The following is a 16,350-nucleotide window of genomic DNA, read 5'->3' as shown; positions in this document are numbered from 1 at the left end:
GCCAGGGCAGTTCAAATGCTACTGTTTAGTCAACGCCTATTACCCTACATTCAGGCCTTGCCAACCCGCATGTGTCTTACAAACCGCTATGATTTGGCGTTAATTACCCAACAATATTTTGTTCGTTACGTCCTGATCTATCGTGATATAGCCAGGATAATTAACCTGTTTACCTAACAGATCCAGCGTTGGTTTAATTTTTATGGTCAGTTTGGATGGCTGTGTTCCTGCTGAACCCGACAGATTCTGCACCAATTGTGTAAAGGCATCGCGCGTTTTAGGATCAGTAAACAATTGATACGCGTTCGTATTCAGCCGGACCGGAACGAGGGTTGTACCGCCACCGGGTTGCACTTCGATACGTTGGTTCAGGAAACCGTTGAATAACTCCTGGCCGGCCAGCAGAATCCGATACTCCAGTTGATTGATACCCGCCAGTTTATTGGTTGGATTCGTAATATTAATGTTGAGCCGGGCGTCGAGTGGTACGTTCCGCGTCAGTAAACCCGCTGCCAGCCGGGGGTAACGAGCTGGATTAATGTCCTCTATCTTGCGCATCTGCCGAACATCGATTCCCGCCAGATAAATACTATCGGCAGATGCAATCGTATAGCGGCACTCTCCCAGGGCTTTTGCCTGCGAAAGCTGATTGTTAACAGCGCATTGATTAAACAACAGTGGCAGCGCCACCAAAACTAAAATAAGGCCTTTTTTCATGGTTTATTGTAAATCGTTCTTATGTAAACGTTCGACAGTGGGCAAAGGGTTTGGTTTAACTCGTATGAAAGCTAAGTTTCTTAAGTGTTCGTCATGAACCCGGAAATTTGCCACTGACTTGATGTATAGACGCTGAGCATTACCAACGGTCATTCCTGGTTCAATACATACGCTTAGCAACTATAAAGCTTTGAGGAAGTTAGTTCGACTGAACAAAAACGAAAATGTCTGTTTTCTGCCTACTACTAGATGGCGACTAACCAGTACGCAGAAGCTGGCACATAAAACACCGTTCACTCAAAAGATACTGGGAAATACAGCGTCAATTCTTTACTTATCACACGAAACGTCCTTTCTAAATTCACCTTTTACGTATGAAAAAAATAGCTTTACGAATCCATCTGTTTACCATTGGATTTCTCCTCAACTTAATCGTGCCAACCTATTTATTGGCGCAATTACCAATCAAAATTACCAATACGCCAACCACCGGAAGTGATCCATCTGGTTTTGTAGCGTATAAAGGCCGGCTTTATTTTTCGGCGAACTCTGCGACAGATGGATTAGAAGTCTATTCGACCGATGGAACGTCTGGCGGAACCAGTTTACTCAAGAATATCAATACGTTACCTGGCAAAGGGTCTGAGGTTAGTAGCTATGCAATCTACAATGATAAACTTTACTTCGGTGCTACCGATGCTACAGGAGGTGGTTTATGGGTTACTGACGGAACTTCGGCAGGAACGACCCTTGTCAAAAGCATTCCTACAGACTTTGGTAATCCTTCTTTTTTAACCGTTGTTAACAACAAGCTATTTTTTGTTGATAAAATTTCCCCTTTCGGTGATAATAAACTTTGGATAAGCGATGGAACCACTACCGGCACAAAACCCCTAACCGACGCACTTGGAGGGCTAGATGTAGGAAAAGGTCCTTTCTCGATCAGGTCGACAAACAACAGGCTTTTTTATGCAACAAGCATCACTAATGACCTGTGGGTAACTGATGGAACGGTAGCAGGTACCCATTTTGTAAAAGGTGGCGAAGTTCCGGATGGAGGCTTTGGTAGCCGTTTCTTTAACTTCATCGGGCAGCTTACTCAATTTGGCGATAAGCTAATGTTCAGGGGTTACGACCAGAGTAAAACTGGCGACGAACCGTGGATTAGCGACGGAACACCAGAAGGTACTTATTCGCTCGATCTAACTCCCGGACCTGGGGTGTCCCTCATCAATAGCTACCGCTACTACAACGGCAAGATGTATTTTCAATTTACGGGTCTCTGGGCAACCGACGGTACACAGGCAGGATCGAAGCAGGTAAAGAACGTACCGTCTGCCGAACGACTCACGGTATTTAACGACAAACTCTATTTCGTATCCAGTATGAATGAACTCTGGATGAGCGATGGTACTGAGGCCGGGACGATGTTAGTTAAAAAACTTAATTCAGGCCTGGTAACCCAACTGATTGTATCGGGCAACCTGCTTTATTTTTCGGCTCGCACATCCAATAGCAATACAGATTTGGAACTCTGGCGAAGTGATGGCACCGATGCGGGTACCTGGAAAGTGTCGCTCTTTAGCCCTGATGCAACGGAGATACTGGGAAAAGTAAAAACCTTGGTCGACGCCAATGGCCAGTTGTATTTTACAGCCCAACCTACTGGCCTATCATCGCCGGAACTGTACTATTTACGACCGAATCAGGCACCCATTGCGCCCGTCATCGCCAACGCGACAGGCACTGTCGGGCAGCCATTTTTTCAGGCGATTCCATCGTTTACTGATCCTGAAGGACTACCGCTTTTTTACAGCGTCAGCGGTCTACCAGCCAATCTTACGTTCAATGGGGGCGGTGGGGGAATTATTGCCGGTACACCCACTACGTCCGGAATCTTTACCATTACGGTGTCGGCCCGTGATATTAATGGGTTGGCCACCAGCACTACGTATACCCTCAGCATCAATCCAGCCAGTGGCAGTGCGTTTGCGCTACAGGCACCCACCTACAACTGCGCGACGGGGGCCATTACGTTTAATACCAGCGGGGGCGACGGCTCGCTCATTGAGTATCAGGCAGCAGGGATTACCAACTGGACGATCAATCCATATCAGTCGGTCGATCATGATCTCATTACCGCTAACGACGTACAACCGATTACCTTACAGGCTCGTCAGCATGGAGTAGTCGTTACATACGTCTGGGATTTGAAGGCGTATTGCACCAATCCGCCAGCACCACAACCGCCCCTGCCTGGTGCCTTTACCCTCATGGCACCCACCTACAACTGTTCGACAGGGGCCATTACGTTCAATACCAGCGGGGGTGATGGCTCGCCAATCGAATATCAGGCAGCGGGCATTACGAGTTGGACCACAAACCCCACCCGATTTGTCGATCAGGAACTACGCACAGCCAATGATACGAAACCGCTAACGTTGCAGGCCCGTCAAAATGGAAAAATGGTTAGTTACATTTGGGACCTGAGAGCCACCTGCAGTGGGGCACGCCTTGCCGCAGAAGAAACAGCTCCTCTTTCAGTACGTGTTCTGGGCAACCCGGTTGTGGGAGAGACGGCTGCGGTAGAAATCAGCGGAGCCGCCGGACAACCGCTACAGTTTGTGGTGACCGATATGCAGGGCCGTCAGATTAGCAAAGATCGTATCGAGCAGGCCGGCGACATTCAGAAACATGATGTTCGAATCAACCGGACACCGGGCGTTTATTTAATTAAAGTGAGCACCCCAACCCAAACTGGAACGGCCAGAATTATTCGCCCGTGATACGTTCGGATGGTCGTGCCACACTGAGAATTGTGGCACGACCATCCGGCTTTACTAATTTTTCACGAATACCATCTGCGCCCGATCAGCTTTGGCCACTTTTTTTCGAAAGTCTACCCATTCGGCATAGGCTGTGGCTGGAAACCGCCCCCGGTGCATGGCTACTTTCCGGATGTACGTGAGTTGCGCACCTTCAACAGTAAACGTTGCGGAATAACGACCAAACTTTGACTCAATCGTCATGGGCTCAATCTGATACTCTGGGGAGTAACCCTTGGGGAGCTGATACGTAATGGTATCACTGTCCTCATAATCATAACTTGAGCCTAGATCAACAGGGGTTTTGCGCGGTTGAGTAAGCGGTGTTGCCTGCGACAGTGCTGACATCAGATTGAGCGGTAGAAATAATCGTGTGCCACTAGTTGTCGCCCACCGACGCACCGTCAGGTCCAGATTTTCGGTAACGGACGGAATGGCTCCCGGCAGTTCTTTGTAAGCAAATTTATTTAACTCAAACGCTGGAATACGGATGCGTTTCAGCAGCCAGCTACGTTGATCATCGCGGTTCAGTCGATGGAGTGCACTGGCATAAACGTCCTGCTGTATACCCGTATAGCGTGTCAGAACATCGGCCGTAGCATCACCCTGCTCGGTCACTTTGATGGTGATGCGTCGTTGCTGGAGGTTGTCAATCGGGCGATAGGCGGGCGTTTTCACCAATCGACTCCCCTCCGGCAGGATAAGCAGAACATGACGGCTTCCCGTGAAATCACTGACGTACCCGGCTGGATTATGTCCATCAGTACATTCCAGAAACAACGTATCACGCCCATCGGGAACGCACAGAATAATGTGGTTAAACTGAAAACTCGGGAAGTCAGTCAGAGCATCCGGCTCGTTGTCACCCGCCCGAACCAACGCCGGGTGGGCCGTCACACCAGCGACTTTCAACAGGGCTTTCGTATAATTGGTCAGCGCCTTACAATCGCCATATTTACTAACGGCAACCTTCTCGGCCTCAATGGTTTGCCAGCCACCAATCCCCAACTGAACGCTCACATAACGCGTCTGCTCCTGTAGGAACCGATAGAGCTTTTTTACCTTTCCGGACGTAGTGGTTTCGTTTTTTGTTAACTCGATTACCTGTTGACGAAGATCGTCGGGAATGCGATCGCGACCGTCGTTCAGGGTGTGATAGAACCGCCCTACATCACTCCAGCTTGTAATTTTTCCCTTGTAGTCCTGCACTTCAAATTCCGTCGGAGCGGTGTAAACAATGGGTAGCTGCTCTCGTGCCGGGGGCGACAGCGGTTCAAATTCCACCGCCGGAATATTCGCCAGTTTCCAGACATAAGTTTTCCCTCCGTTGGCAGTGGCTTCTTCGGCAACAGGCGTCGGAATGTTCATCCCCTTGTGGCGCAACGCAAGGCCCGCTGGCATATTCACCGTAAACATAGCCTGCTCAATCGATAGGTGCTGCTCATCCTGGGGTATCCAGGTTGGGTAAGCCATCAGATTACGCTCAGTCGTCTCAACAATAAATTCAACCGAGTATGGGTAGGTAGGCTGCTTCGGAAACGTAGCCGATTTAAACCGATTATCGTCGAAGAGATTATAATCCGAATAACTGCTGTAATCCTCAATATCAGCCTTTTTCAGCTTCTTGATGAGCTTACCATTACCATCATACAAAGCCCCTTCAAAGTTGATTACCTTAGATAGTTTATCGTACCAGACCTGCTTCTTGGCGTGATCGTCGCCCTGTTCATCCAACACCGTCACTACACTACGTATGCGTAAATGCCCCTCCCCTGCCGACTCAACGGTGAAGACTGTTTCGTGCCGACGAACGACAGCGTGCGCGTTTTCTTTCAACTCAGGCGAAAGCATTCCAGCCTGATAGTCGACCTGAGCCCAGGCCGTCTGACTAATCAGGGAAATCAGTAAAAGAAGTTTTTTCATGAGGGATTTATTTCTTCTCGGCTACGGTCCCACGTTTCAAGACAACCTGCTCGGCATGTTTAGCTACAATCCGGCTGAACAATTCCCGCAAAGGCCCATACTCACCGGCAAAATACATAGGGCGACGTAGTAAAATCCGGCTAACCACCTGAAGCTGATTCTCGTTATTGACGGATACCTGATACAAGAACCGCCCGCCCTCTTCGGGCAATACCATAGACACTGTTTTTGGCAGTTCTTCCACCTGAAATCCTTTAGGCAGCGTATAGGTCGCCATAAATGTTTCATCGGTCGAAACGCCAAAATCCACGGGAAAGAGTCGTTCGGCCTCCTTAAACGGATTACTTCCGTGTGCTTCCGTCAGCATGGGGCGGAGGTAAAGTCGATCGCCTGCTCTACCACAGGCTTCGGGAATGGTAATCGTATAATCTTCATTAAATGCGCTACTTTTCAGATCCGCTCCCGAAAAGTCAGCCTTTTCAATCTGCCAGGCCGGGCGTTTTTTCTGAACGCTCTCCAGGAATTTCTTCTTTCCGTCCAGTGCAAATTGTTTACGGGTGTTCCAGGCACTATAGCCTCCGTGCGAATGAACCAGCGTACCCGTCACCTCACCATCGTCGGTAAGCGTGAATTTACCCGTATGTACTTCTGCGTCACGGTCTGTTGGAGTCAGCGATATAAACCGGGGCTTTGTTGGGTGTACCAGCCGACCTGTTCCATTCAGGCAATGAAGGGGAAGCATCCCAGGTATCAGGCAGGGATCAGTCGCATCCAGCAGCATGTCTTTTCCGCCCACCGAAACCTGAGCAATAACGTAGTTGAATTTCTTCAGCAAGGCATATACTTCATTAACGTGCCCATGCGATCGGGTGCTGAGGATAACCGGGTTGGCCTCAATATCCATTTCACGTAACAGCGCAATCAGCAGCAGGTTAATATCGGCCGCATCGCCTTTTTTGTCTTCAAATACTTTTTTGATGCTATTCGACCAGAGCGCGGCTCCCTCATTCCACTTAATCGTCTGGCGCACGAAATCATAAGCTGCCTTCACCCGACTCAGCGTATCAGGATACTGTCCGAGTAATGATTTGGCCGTTTCCCGCAGGAAACCCGCCCGCTTGATCTGCCCACCGAAATTGGCGTCATCAAGGAGGGTTCTATCCATGGCATCCCACCCAACGGCTATATCCTTTCTCAACATACCTGTTACTCCAGGCACCTGATAGCTAGCCAGTTCAAATTCAATCTTCGATACGTAGTCATCGGCCGTTGTTATATAAGCCTCATCGCGGAAAGCCGGAACATCTTTCATCGCAAACCGATACGCTGATGCCGATACACCATGATGACCCGGAAATAGATCAGGCCCGACAGTCGATTTATGTTCATTGACGGCCATTGTTAAATAGCCAGTCTGCATAATTTTATAATAAAAGTAATCAGGGATAGTAATACGGAATTCACTCCAGTTGACAGGCACTTCCTGCTGGAATCGCCACGTACGGGGGTTATAACCAACCGTAAAAGGGGTTCGAATGGTATATTGATAATCAATAATTGAGCCTTCCCGAACATTAGGCAGCGTATATTTCTCTAGCCACACCTGATCCGAGGCTTTTTCGGTAAAGTGGCCTGCTTTGGTCAATGGATCAATCGATACGTTCCCACCGACTAAGTTATATGTATAGCCATCAAAGTCGGAAACCATCTCATGCTGGCCCGATTTACCCCGACGGGTAGAGAGCTGAATAGTCGCCCGGTCGTAGGCAGATTTCTTACGAATTTGTATTCGAACATGGTAATTGCTATTCATCCATAGTTCGCCCGCATTATTATCAAACGTTACCTCACCAAAGTCATACAGGACGATGGCTTCGGCGGTCGAATCCGCAACAGAATTTGTAAATTGGCTGGGTGTTATTTTACCAAATTTGATGGCAGGTGCTGGATCAGCGGCTTTTTGCGCCAAGGCTATGCCTGTGCATAGCAACGCATACATAGTCAACGGCAGCAGGTGCCGGACAAACGAGAAAGGGAACATGGATGGTGGGTATGAATCGGTTATTTAACCTTGCAATATATCGGTTTGGTTACATATACACAAGCCATTTATCCACTCCATATGCACCGAATTTTCTATCTTTGCCGGGCAACACTTCCACGATTTTCATGGATAAGTTAACCGCCGACGACCTGATTTATGGGTACATCAACGGCATTTTCCCAATGGCCGACACCGACGGTACGCTATACTGGTACGCACCCGATCCGCGTGCTGTTATCCCCATCGATACCTATAAACCAGCAAAATCACTACGTCCGGTTCTTAACCGAAATCAATTTGAAGTTCGGATCAATACGGCCTTTACCGACGTCATGCGGGCCTGCTCAAGTCCCCGTACTGACGATGATAGCGTCTGGATCTCAGACGAAATAATTGACGCCTACACAGAGCTGCACCAGATGGGGCTGGCCCATAGCGTTGAGACGTATATAGACGACTGTCTGGTGGGTGGCCTGTATGGTGTAAGCCTAGGTGCGGCTTTTTTTGGCGAGTCAATGTTCCATCATACCAGCAATGCGTCGAAAGTAGCATTCCATTATCTCATTGAAATTCTTCGCCAGCAACAATACGTATTACTTGATACACAATTCATTAACGACAACGTCCGGCGATATGGGGCCATTGAAATCCCTAAAGCTGACTACCTGAAGCAGCTTAAGGCTGCCCTTCGACTAAAAGCCCGCTTCACCGAGCCAGCACTGTAGCTGCTGCATTACTGGTTATCTTTGCCACATGTCTAAACCCATTCTCGTACTCAAATTCGGTACGGCTTCCATTACAAAACCAACTGGTGAACCAAACGAACCAGTTATGGTAGACATCGCCCGACAAGTGGCGGAACTACATTCCCATTATCGCATTGTACTGGTATCATCGGGGGCGGTGGGTGCCGGGAAAGCCCTTATCCATGACTATCGGGGTGATATTACTCAACGCAAAGCTGCCGCAGCTGTGGGTAATTTGTTACTGCTGAATCAATACTCCCGCTTCTTTTCGATTTACGGTATTTCGATTGCGCAAAGCCTGTGCGAACGCCATCACTTTGCGAATCGCGATCAGTTTCTGCAACTGAAACAAACCTACGAAGAGCTTTGGACCAACGATATTATCCCTATTGCCAACGAAAATGACGTAGTGAGCAACCGGGAACTGAAATTTTCGGACAACGATGAGCTTGCCACCCTCATTGCTGTGGGATTTGGTGCCGAAGCACTCATGCTTTGTACATCCGTGGGCGGATTGCTGGACACAAACGGCCAGATTATGCGTCAGATTACCGACTTTGACGAACGGGTTTTCGGCGTGGTTCGCACCGAGAAATCGGCGCTTGGTTTAGGCGGTATGGCGTCTAAATTGACCTTTGCCAAACTGGCCACGCGCATGGGCATTCGGGTCGTCATTTTCGGACTCAAAGAGCCGGAAAGTATCAGCCGGGCACTACGTAGTGAAATCGGTACTGAGTTCATCCCGCAACCGTCGGCCCTCTCGGCCCGGAATCGGTGGCTCGGCAGTGGTAGTCTGGCTGTCGGGCGGGTGCAGGTCGATGCGGGTGCGGTGAAAGCCCTTCAGAAACGGCGAAGTTTGCTGGCGGTAGGTATCCGGGCTATACTGGGCGAATTTGCCACTGGTGAAATGATTGAAATTTTGGATGAAGAACAGACGACGGTGGCCGTGGCCCGCGCCCGTATTTCGTCCGAAACGTTAGCGCAACAGCTTAATCAGCAAAACGTTGACGTAGCAAATGCAAACGATATTGTACTTTTGTAGGCCAGTCTTGCTTCTTAATGTAGTTCGATATGGTACAGGTAACGAAACAAGCGGTTCAACAGTGGGTAATGATTGATTACTTGGCTCAACAGCACCGCTTTCAGGAAACAATTACTCGAATGGAGCGGAAATACGGGATGACTCTCAACGAGTTTGAGAAGTATCTTGAAACGTCTGAAGGAGAAGTATTCGAGGCATGGGACGACACCATTGATTGGTCAGCCGCTGTTGGTATGCTTGCCGATGTACTTCAGAGCATTGATGAGATCAAGCGCGGTGCAATTGAAATAGTAGAATGAGTCTCATACAGATAAAGCATATTCTGGATGGCTTAGACAAAAATGCCTTGATTCGTCAATATGATGTTTAGAAGTACGAGCATACGGCTATCAAAATTTAATTAAAGCTACAAATTGAATTGACAGACAAGTCTATTTTATTTACAAACGAGTATATTGGAGCTTCTATCAGGAAGTATGCTTTCCATTGGCAAGAGACTGGCGATAAATGGTTTATTCGATGGGATAACGCACCGCACTTTCCTAAGCTTGCCTCCTTTCCCCATCATAAGCATGATTACCGAAGTGGCTCAGAAGTTGTCACTGAAAGTTTTGACATTTCGCTGGCGGAAGTACTCGCTTACATCCATAGTCAGCTAACGAATTTATAACCATGACACCCATTACTCCCCTTCTCCAGGCAACCCAGCAGGCCGCAGCCGCTGTCCGGCGACTTAGTCCTGCTACGAAAACGGATTTGCTCAATCGTCTGGCCGACGTATTGGCAGACCATTCAGCTGAGATTGTGGCCGAAAATCAGAAGGATCTTGACCGAATGCCCACCACTGATCCTAAATATGACCGGCTAAAGCTAACTGAAGATCGTGTCGCCGATCTTTCCAAAAGTTTGCGTGAGATAGCTGTGTTGCCCGATCCGGCGGGTGAAGTTATTCTGGAACGTACTATCGAGCAGGGACTGAGGCTGAAAAAAATTGCCGTTCCACTAGGCGTCGTAGGCGTTATTTACGAAGCGCGTCCGAACGTAACGGTCGATGTAGCATCGCTTTGTTTGCGGTCGGGAAATGCCTGCGTGTTGAAGGGGGGCAAAGAAGCTGACTTTTCCAATCGCTACCTGATTAGCTTAATTCAGGGTGTATTGGTTGAATTTGACGTGCCTAAAGCCGCCGTTACGTTGCTCCCACCCGATCGGGCCGTGGTGAACGAATTGCTGACAGCAACCCGCTACGTAGACATCATCATTCCGCGTGGCTCCGACTCGCTGATCCAATTTGTACGTAAAAATTCACTGGTGCCAACCATCGAAACGGGTGCAGGCGTTTGCCACGCGTATGTAGAGAAAAGCGCTGATTTAGAGAAAGCCGTTGCTATCGTCGTTAATGCCCGCGTTTCACGCCCATCCGTCTGCAACTCCCTCGACTGCGTGCTGGTCGATGAAGCCATTGCCGATACGTTCCTGCCCATGCTGACCGCTGACTTCAACAAATGGAATGTGGAAGTGTTCGCCGACGAAACGTCCTACGCTATTTTCGAGAAAGCGGGCTATACGAATCTGCAACACGCTCAACCACAGGATTTCGGACGTGAATTTTTAGACTACAAATGTGCCGTGAAAGTCGTGAACGGAATAGACGAAGCCTTGTCGCATATTCAAACGTACTCGTCGCGGCATTCTGAAGCGATTCTATCGCAGAATCAGTCGATTATCGATCAGTTTCTGCGTGAAGTCGATGCCGCTGCCGTGTACGCCAATGCTTCCACCCGCTTCACCGATGGAGCCGTCTTTGGGTTGGGAGCCGAAATTGGTATTTCGACGCAGAAACTCCACGCCCGCGGCCCGTTTGCGCTCGAAAAACTGGTAACCGAAAAATGGATTGTCGTAGGAGACGGTCAAGTGCGGTGGTAATTGGATTATTAGACCTTAATACCCGTACCATTCCCCCCACCACTTCTGCAAACTCCGGCGGATTTCAGCTTCACGGGCGTTATTACCGGGCTCGTAAAGTTTGTGGCCTTTCAGATCGTCAGGCAGGAAATTCTGCTGAGCGAAATTGCCTTCGTGGGCGTGCGCATACTGGTATTCTTTCCCGTAGCCAATCTGCTTCATCAGCTTTGTGGGCGCGTTACGCAGGTGCAAAGGCACAGGCAAATGCGCGGTCTGTTCGGCAAGTGCAATAGCTTCATCAATCGCTACGTAGCTAGCATTGCTTTTGGGTGAGGTTGCCAGATAGACCGCTACTTGTGACAGAATAATCCGGCCTTCGGGCATACCGATAGCCCGAATGGCCTGCACGGCTTCTGAAGCCATAATCATGGCTGTTGGGTTGGCATTACCAATGTCTTCCGAAGCCAGAATCAGCATCCGCCGGGCAATGAAAACGGGGTCTTCGCCCGCTACAATCATGCGCGCCATCCAGTACAGAGCCGCATTCGGATCAGAACCACGTAGCGATTTGATAAAAGCGGAGATAATATCATAATGCTGTTCCCCCGACTTGTCGTAACGGGCAATGTTCTGCTGCGCAACGGTCGTAACGCCTTCATCAGTAATAATCAGAGGATCAGGCGAAATATGTGCCGAGGCTACTAACTCTAGTAAATTTAACAGCTTTCGACCATCCCCGCCCGATAGACGTAGTAAGGCGTCGTACGATTCGACCGTTATCTTCTTGGATTGCAGAAATGGATCGTGTGCAATCGCTCGATCTACGACCTGAATTAACTCGTCGCGGCTGAGCGTTTCCAGGATATACACCTGACAACGAGAGAGTAACGCGCTATTTACTTCAAAGGAGGGATTTTCGGTTGTGGCACCGATAAGCGTAATCTGCCCTTTTTCAACGGCGCCCAGCAGGGCATCCTGCTGGCTTTTGTTGAATCTATGTATCTCATCGATAAACACTACCGGCGGAAACATGCCACTCGGCCGACTCAATACGTCGCGAATTTCTTTAACGCCCGAATTAATAGCACTCAGCGCGACAAATGGTCGCTTGACAGCTTCAGCCAGCAACAAGGCCAGCGTAGTTTTCCCGACGCCGGGAGGTCCCCATAAAATCATAGAGGGCAGGCGGCCGGAGTCTACAGCCCGACGTAGTGCTCCGGTAGGGCCAATCAGTTTCCGTTGACCAATTACATCATCGAGGGTGCGGGGGCGAACCCGTTCAGGAAGGGGCGTTGAGTCCGTATTCATTCAGCGAAGTTACCGTCCATCCCTATACAAACAAAAACCCGGTACACTTGATAGCATACCGGGCTGGATTAGATTAAGGCTTAGGAATAGTCGGAATTAGAATGAAACAGTTTCTGGGGTCACATACCGTTTAAGGTTGCTCATGGCACCGAAAATAAGATTGTAAACAGATTGAATATTGATTTGCATGAGGGCAGAAATTTCTTCGTTGCTCATGTTCTGAAAATAACGCAGGTGAACGGCTTCGCGCTGACGGCGGGGAAGTTTTTCGAGCGCCTGATGCAGGCAATCGTTCATAAAGGTATCTTCCTCGTGGGCAATAAGCAGGTTCTCATGCGATGGATCAGCGCCAGGCAACGTATCGCCTACGCGTCGGCCATTCGTAATATCGTCCTGACTAATTAATTTTTGTTCGGCGGTTAAGTGGCGGACCAGCTTACGTTTGATAGAGGCCATCAGGTAGAACCGTACTGATGTGGTTGGCCCGATGGTGGTACGGTGTTTCCAAAGTTCGACGAACAGGTCGTGGATGCAATCTTTAATCAGCGCACGGTCGGTAGCAAAGTGTGCACAGTAATGGTAGAGAGTTTGAACATAATTTTGGTATAACCGGGCAAACGCGTTTTCATCGCCACCGCGAAACAAATTCCAGAGTGTTTCGTCGTCGGGGCCGATTTGTGTACGAGAGCGAGCCATAGTAGAGAGGGAATAAGTAAAGGTTAGGAATAGCCTTGGCGTCTGTAAACATACCGATAAAAAATAGAATTAAAAAAGGCAACTAAATAAAATTTTTTTTAAACTCTATTTCACTATTTGAAGCGGCACAAAAGAGAAGGTTTTGCCATCGAATAATCCTTGATCACTAAGTTTTAGATTAGGAATGACTAACAGCGCCATAAATGACAACGTCATAAAAGGAGCGCCTAACGTACTGCCCAGCTCCTGCTTGGCAAACTGATCAAGGGTTGTATAGTGAGTAGCCACGTCGTAGCCATCCACATCAGTCATTAAACCGGCAACTGGTAAAGGAAGAAGCATGGGGTGCGGGGCATGGGGCGCGGGGGCATCAATTGGCCCATCTACGTCCTGCTCCTTACCCCCTGCCCTGCGCCCTATGCTCCACGCCGATAAACCACCCTGAGCCTCAATAACGAGGTTAATAGCCCGGCAAATACTCTCGTCGTCACAGCCAACGGCTGTGATATTATGCGAGTCATGGCCAACCGATGAAGCAATAGCCCCTTGTTTCAGCCCGAAATTTTTGATAAACGCGATAGCTGGCGGAGCATCCTGATAGCGGTTGACAACGACTAATTTCAGCATGTCGCGCTCAACGTCCGGCACGAGTTGATTGTTCTCAATACGGGGTTCAAGATGAAGTTCGTTGGTAATAAGTTGTCCGTCAAGGGCTTCGATTACCCGAATATGTGTCGTTTCCGGATTCGCAGGTATTGCGAAATCTTCCGGCGTTTTGGGTGAGCAGGTAAACTGATTAACAGGCTCACTACGTAGATCCGGAATCTTCGACTGGCCATTTTCGGCTACAACTTCACCGTTGATGACAGTTTGCTGCACTCGAAAACTAGCTAAATTGTCAACTACGATATAATCGGCGGGGTCGCCTTCACGAAGCAGGCCAACGGGCAACCGGTAATGCAGAACGGGATTCAGGCAGGCGGCTCTCAATACGTTCCAGATGGAATGTCCTTTCTCCAGCGCCCGCACGACCAATTGATTAATATGGCCTTCACCCAACGTATCAGGGTGCTTGTCGTCGGAACAGAACATGATTTGCGTTGGAAACTCCGTCAGCAGGGGAATCAGCGCTTCGAAATTACGGGCAGCACTTCCTTCCCGAATGAGAATGTACATGCCCCGCCGGGCTTTGTCCAGCCCTTCTTCGTAGGTAAAACATTCATGGTCGGTGCTGATGCCCGCATTAATATAGCGCTGTGCATCGTCGCCCATCAGGCCGGGTGCGTGGCCATCAACGGGTTTGTTGAACGCCTTAGCCAGTGCAATTTTAGCCAGTACGTCGGGATCGTGATTCAGTACACCGGGAAAATTCATCATCTCGGCCAGGTAACCGATTTCTTTCAAGGCCAGCAACTCCCGAACATCCTGAACATCAATCGTAGCCCCGGCCATTTCAAAAGTCGTTGCCGGAACACAGGAGGGCGCCCCAAACATAAATTTAAACGGCACCCGCTTGCCCTCCTCAATCATGTAATGAACTCCTTTCACACCCAGCACATTACCAATCTCGTGCGGGTCCGATACCGTTGCTACGGTCCCATGCACCACGGCCAGGCGAGCAAACTGCGGGGGCGTCAACAAAGAGCTCTCAATATGAACATGAGCATCTACAAAACCGGGCAATATATACGGTTCGCCAGCCCGCTCGTCACCCAGTCGATTAATTCGGGCAATGCGGCCGTTGTCGACGGTAATCGAACCATAAAAAATAGTTTGATCGAAGAGATTCAGAATGTTCGCCGTAGGCATAAATTAAATTCGAATAAAAAGTTTTCGGTTGTACATCCACCGAAGAATAAGGTAAAAAACACCCAGCGTCACCATGCCAATCAGCAACTGCTCATAAGCCGGGCCAAGTAGTTGAAAAGGGCCGTGACCGAGATGCGTGTAAAGGGACGTAACAATGAAACGATCAATAAGATGCACCAGGCAATAGATTGCGATGGAATTCATCCCGACAACGACCAGCGGAAATGCCCAGCCACGTCGCCCTGCCACGTCGACAACGTAGTAAAAAAGGGCCAGCAGCCAAAAACACCAGCCTCCACTGAACAACACCCAGGCCGGTGTCCAGATACGTTTGACAACGGGACAAATTCCGGCAACATGTAGCAAAACGCCACTGGCCAGGCCAATAACCCCCGCAAGGAGCAACCATCTCAAAACCTCACGCGCTGCCTTTCCGGAACGTAGCAACCGGCCGGCCTGCAAGCCCAGAAGCATGGTCCCGAGTGTAGGAATAAAGCTAAGCGTTGCGTAGCCACCTCCATTAAACAGAAACGGTTTAGCGCGGGGGAACAAGTTTAGAAACCACGTATCGAATGCCCACGCGAGATTGCTGTTTTTATTAAAGTGCGCCATCAAACCGGTATACATCTCAGGCCAGTCGGCCGGCACATTTACCGCGCTATAATCAAAATTGGGCCCTGGAGTCGGATAGAGCACAAACGCCAGCCAATACACGAACAGGATCAGGCCGAACGCAATCCAGGTGGTTCGGGGCTTCGTTTGCCCTATCAAAAACAGGAATGGATAACCCAGGCCAATTTGCGTAAGTGTATCCTCGAACGTAAAATTCGTTTGCTCCGCGTGGGTGGATCGGAGAAAGATGCCGAGTAAAATCAGAATCAGCGATCGGCGAAGTGCCCGGCCAAACTGCGTTCCAAAGGAATGACCCAGCGTTACCCCGCTAGCCATCGAATAGGGCAACGCCACACCAACCAGAAACGAAAACGATGGCTGAATCAGGTCGTGCAGCGAGCAGCCCGCCCAGGCAACATGACTCTGATGGTGGGCCAGAAATGCCCAGAAAGCACTATCCGGAAACGTATCATGCAGCCGGTCAAACTGTAGGATCTCGGCCGCCATCAAAAACATGACGAAGCCCCGGTAGACGTCCACAGACATCAATCGTCCGGCAGGAAAGCCGGTATGGTTAGCAGACAAAGTCGGAGGCATGAGCAGGGTAGGAATTGGAGCCTCAAAACTTGGAATTGGCGGTCACATTCGCAACAGAGCGGGGTAAAGTTTTTTGAGAAAGGGTGGTATATTTCGGGCTGATGTTTTCTTTAGTACTTAAACTACCCA

Annotated in this window: 13 protein-coding genes; 6 read left to right on the top strand and 7 right to left on the bottom strand. The window is 49.4% G+C overall.

What is annotated here, in order from left to right; translation table 11 throughout:
• Positions 1-99 precede the first annotated feature (99 nt).
• Complete coding sequence (locus tag ACYVEA_RS17110; protein WP_461114648.1) at positions 100-717, bottom strand: hypothetical protein; 618 nt, start codon at positions 715-717, stop codon at positions 100-102.
• A gap of 374 nt (positions 718-1,091) precedes the next feature.
• Between ACYVEA_RS17110 and ACYVEA_RS17105 the strand changes: the two genes are divergently transcribed.
• Positions 1,092-3,503 (top strand): putative Ig domain-containing protein, encoded by a 2,412-nt coding sequence (locus tag ACYVEA_RS17105; protein WP_461114647.1) that lies wholly within the window; start codon positions 1,092-1,094, stop codon positions 3,501-3,503.
• A 54-nt stretch (positions 3,504-3,557) separates the two neighbouring features.
• Here the strand turns inward: ACYVEA_RS17105 and ACYVEA_RS17100 are convergent, their stop codons facing one another.
• On the bottom strand, positions 3,558-5,465 hold the full coding sequence (locus ACYVEA_RS17100) for a DUF3857 domain-containing protein (RefSeq protein ID WP_461114646.1): 1,908 nt from the start codon (positions 5,463-5,465) through the stop codon (positions 3,558-3,560).
• 7 nt (positions 5,466-5,472) lie between these two features.
• Positions 5,473-7,506, bottom strand: coding sequence for a transglutaminase domain-containing protein (locus tag ACYVEA_RS17095; protein WP_461114645.1), 2,034 nt, complete (start codon positions 7,504-7,506; stop codon positions 5,473-5,475).
• Between the two features lie 128 nt (positions 7,507-7,634).
• On the opposite strand from ACYVEA_RS17095, the gene aat reads away from it, so the two are divergent.
• The 5 genes from aat (at position 7,635) to ACYVEA_RS17070 (ending at position 11,220) form a co-directional block, all read left to right on the top strand.
• Positions 7,635-8,234, top strand: a complete 600-nt coding sequence (gene aat, locus ACYVEA_RS17090) for a leucyl/phenylalanyl-tRNA--protein transferase (protein ID WP_461114644.1) — start codon at positions 7,635-7,637, stop codon at positions 8,232-8,234.
• Between the two features lie 28 nt (positions 8,235-8,262).
• A complete protein-coding gene (gene proB / locus ACYVEA_RS17085; RefSeq protein WP_461114643.1) occupies positions 8,263-9,297 on the top strand; it encodes a glutamate 5-kinase in 1,035 nt (344 codons plus the stop codon).
• A gap of 29 nt (positions 9,298-9,326) precedes the next feature.
• Positions 9,327-9,596 carry a hypothetical protein gene (locus tag ACYVEA_RS17080; protein ID WP_461114642.1) on the top strand — a complete coding sequence of 90 codons (270 nt, stop codon included), beginning with the start codon at positions 9,327-9,329 and terminating at the stop codon, positions 9,594-9,596.
• A gap of 119 nt (positions 9,597-9,715) precedes the next feature.
• On the top strand, positions 9,716-9,967 hold the full coding sequence (locus tag ACYVEA_RS17075) for a toxin-antitoxin system TumE family protein (protein WP_461114641.1): 252 nt from the start codon (positions 9,716-9,718) through the stop codon (positions 9,965-9,967).
• A gap of 2 nt (positions 9,968-9,969) precedes the next feature.
• Positions 9,970-11,220 (top strand): glutamate-5-semialdehyde dehydrogenase, encoded by a 1,251-nt coding sequence (locus ACYVEA_RS17070; RefSeq protein ID WP_461114640.1) that lies wholly within the window; start codon positions 9,970-9,972, stop codon positions 11,218-11,220.
• A 15-nt stretch (positions 11,221-11,235) separates the two neighbouring features.
• Here ACYVEA_RS17070 and ACYVEA_RS17065 read toward each other — a convergent pair whose 3' ends face one another.
• From ACYVEA_RS17065 to ACYVEA_RS17050, 4 genes are all read right to left on the bottom strand, one after another.
• Positions 11,236-12,507 carry a replication-associated recombination protein A gene (locus ACYVEA_RS17065; RefSeq protein ID WP_461114639.1) on the bottom strand — a complete coding sequence of 424 codons (1,272 nt, stop codon included), beginning with the start codon at positions 12,505-12,507 and terminating at the stop codon, positions 11,236-11,238.
• Between the two features lie 96 nt (positions 12,508-12,603).
• The gene (locus tag ACYVEA_RS17060; RefSeq protein ID WP_461114638.1) at positions 12,604-13,203 is read right to left on the bottom strand and encodes an RNA polymerase sigma factor; all 600 of its coding nucleotides are present in this window, start codon (positions 13,201-13,203) and stop codon (positions 12,604-12,606) included.
• A gap of 105 nt (positions 13,204-13,308) precedes the next feature.
• On the bottom strand, positions 13,309-15,012 hold the full coding sequence (gene ade, locus ACYVEA_RS17055) for an adenine deaminase (protein ID WP_461114637.1): 1,704 nt from the start codon (positions 15,010-15,012) through the stop codon (positions 13,309-13,311).
• 3 nt (positions 15,013-15,015) lie between these two features.
• A complete protein-coding gene (locus ACYVEA_RS17050) occupies positions 15,016-16,221 on the bottom strand; it encodes an acyltransferase family protein (RefSeq protein ID WP_461114636.1) in 1,206 nt (401 codons plus the stop codon).
• Positions 16,222-16,350 lie beyond the last annotated feature (129 nt).

The organism is Spirosoma jeollabukense, from assembly GCF_054777855.1.
The sequence above is the reverse complement of the archived record's forward strand: the minus strand, read 5'-3'. Positions and strand labels throughout refer to the sequence as shown.

Excerpts from the sequence above, each read along its gene's own strand:
- ACYVEA_RS17110 (WP_461114648.1), bottom strand. The coding sequence starts at position 717 with ATGAAAAAAGGCCTTATTTTAGTTTTGGTGGCGCTGCCACTGTTGTTT.
- ACYVEA_RS17105 (WP_461114647.1), top strand. The coding sequence starts at position 1,092 with ATGAAAAAAATAGCTTTACGAATCCATCTGTTTACCATTGGATTTCTC.
- ACYVEA_RS17100 (WP_461114646.1), bottom strand. The coding sequence starts at position 5,465 with ATGAAAAAACTTCTTTTACTGATTTCCCTGATTAGTCAGACGGCCTGG.
- ACYVEA_RS17095 (WP_461114645.1), bottom strand. The coding sequence starts at position 7,506 with ATGTTCCCTTTCTCGTTTGTCCGGCACCTGCTGCCGTTGACTATGTAT.
- aat (WP_461114644.1), top strand. The coding sequence starts at position 7,635 with ATGGATAAGTTAACCGCCGACGACCTGATTTATGGGTACATCAACGGC.
- proB (WP_461114643.1), top strand. The coding sequence starts at position 8,263 with ATGTCTAAACCCATTCTCGTACTCAAATTCGGTACGGCTTCCATTACA.
- ACYVEA_RS17080 (WP_461114642.1), top strand. The coding sequence starts at position 9,327 with ATGGTACAGGTAACGAAACAAGCGGTTCAACAGTGGGTAATGATTGAT.
- ACYVEA_RS17070 (WP_461114640.1), top strand. The coding sequence starts at position 9,970 with ATGACACCCATTACTCCCCTTCTCCAGGCAACCCAGCAGGCCGCAGCC.
- ACYVEA_RS17065 (WP_461114639.1), bottom strand. The coding sequence starts at position 12,507 with ATGAATACGGACTCAACGCCCCTTCCTGAACGGGTTCGCCCCCGCACC.
- ACYVEA_RS17060 (WP_461114638.1), bottom strand. The coding sequence starts at position 13,203 with ATGGCTCGCTCTCGTACACAAATCGGCCCCGACGACGAAACACTCTGG.
- ade (WP_461114637.1), bottom strand. The coding sequence starts at position 15,012 with ATGCCTACGGCGAACATTCTGAATCTCTTCGATCAAACTATTTTTTAT.
- ACYVEA_RS17050 (WP_461114636.1), bottom strand. The coding sequence starts at position 16,221 with ATGCCTCCGACTTTGTCTGCTAACCATACCGGCTTTCCTGCCGGACGA.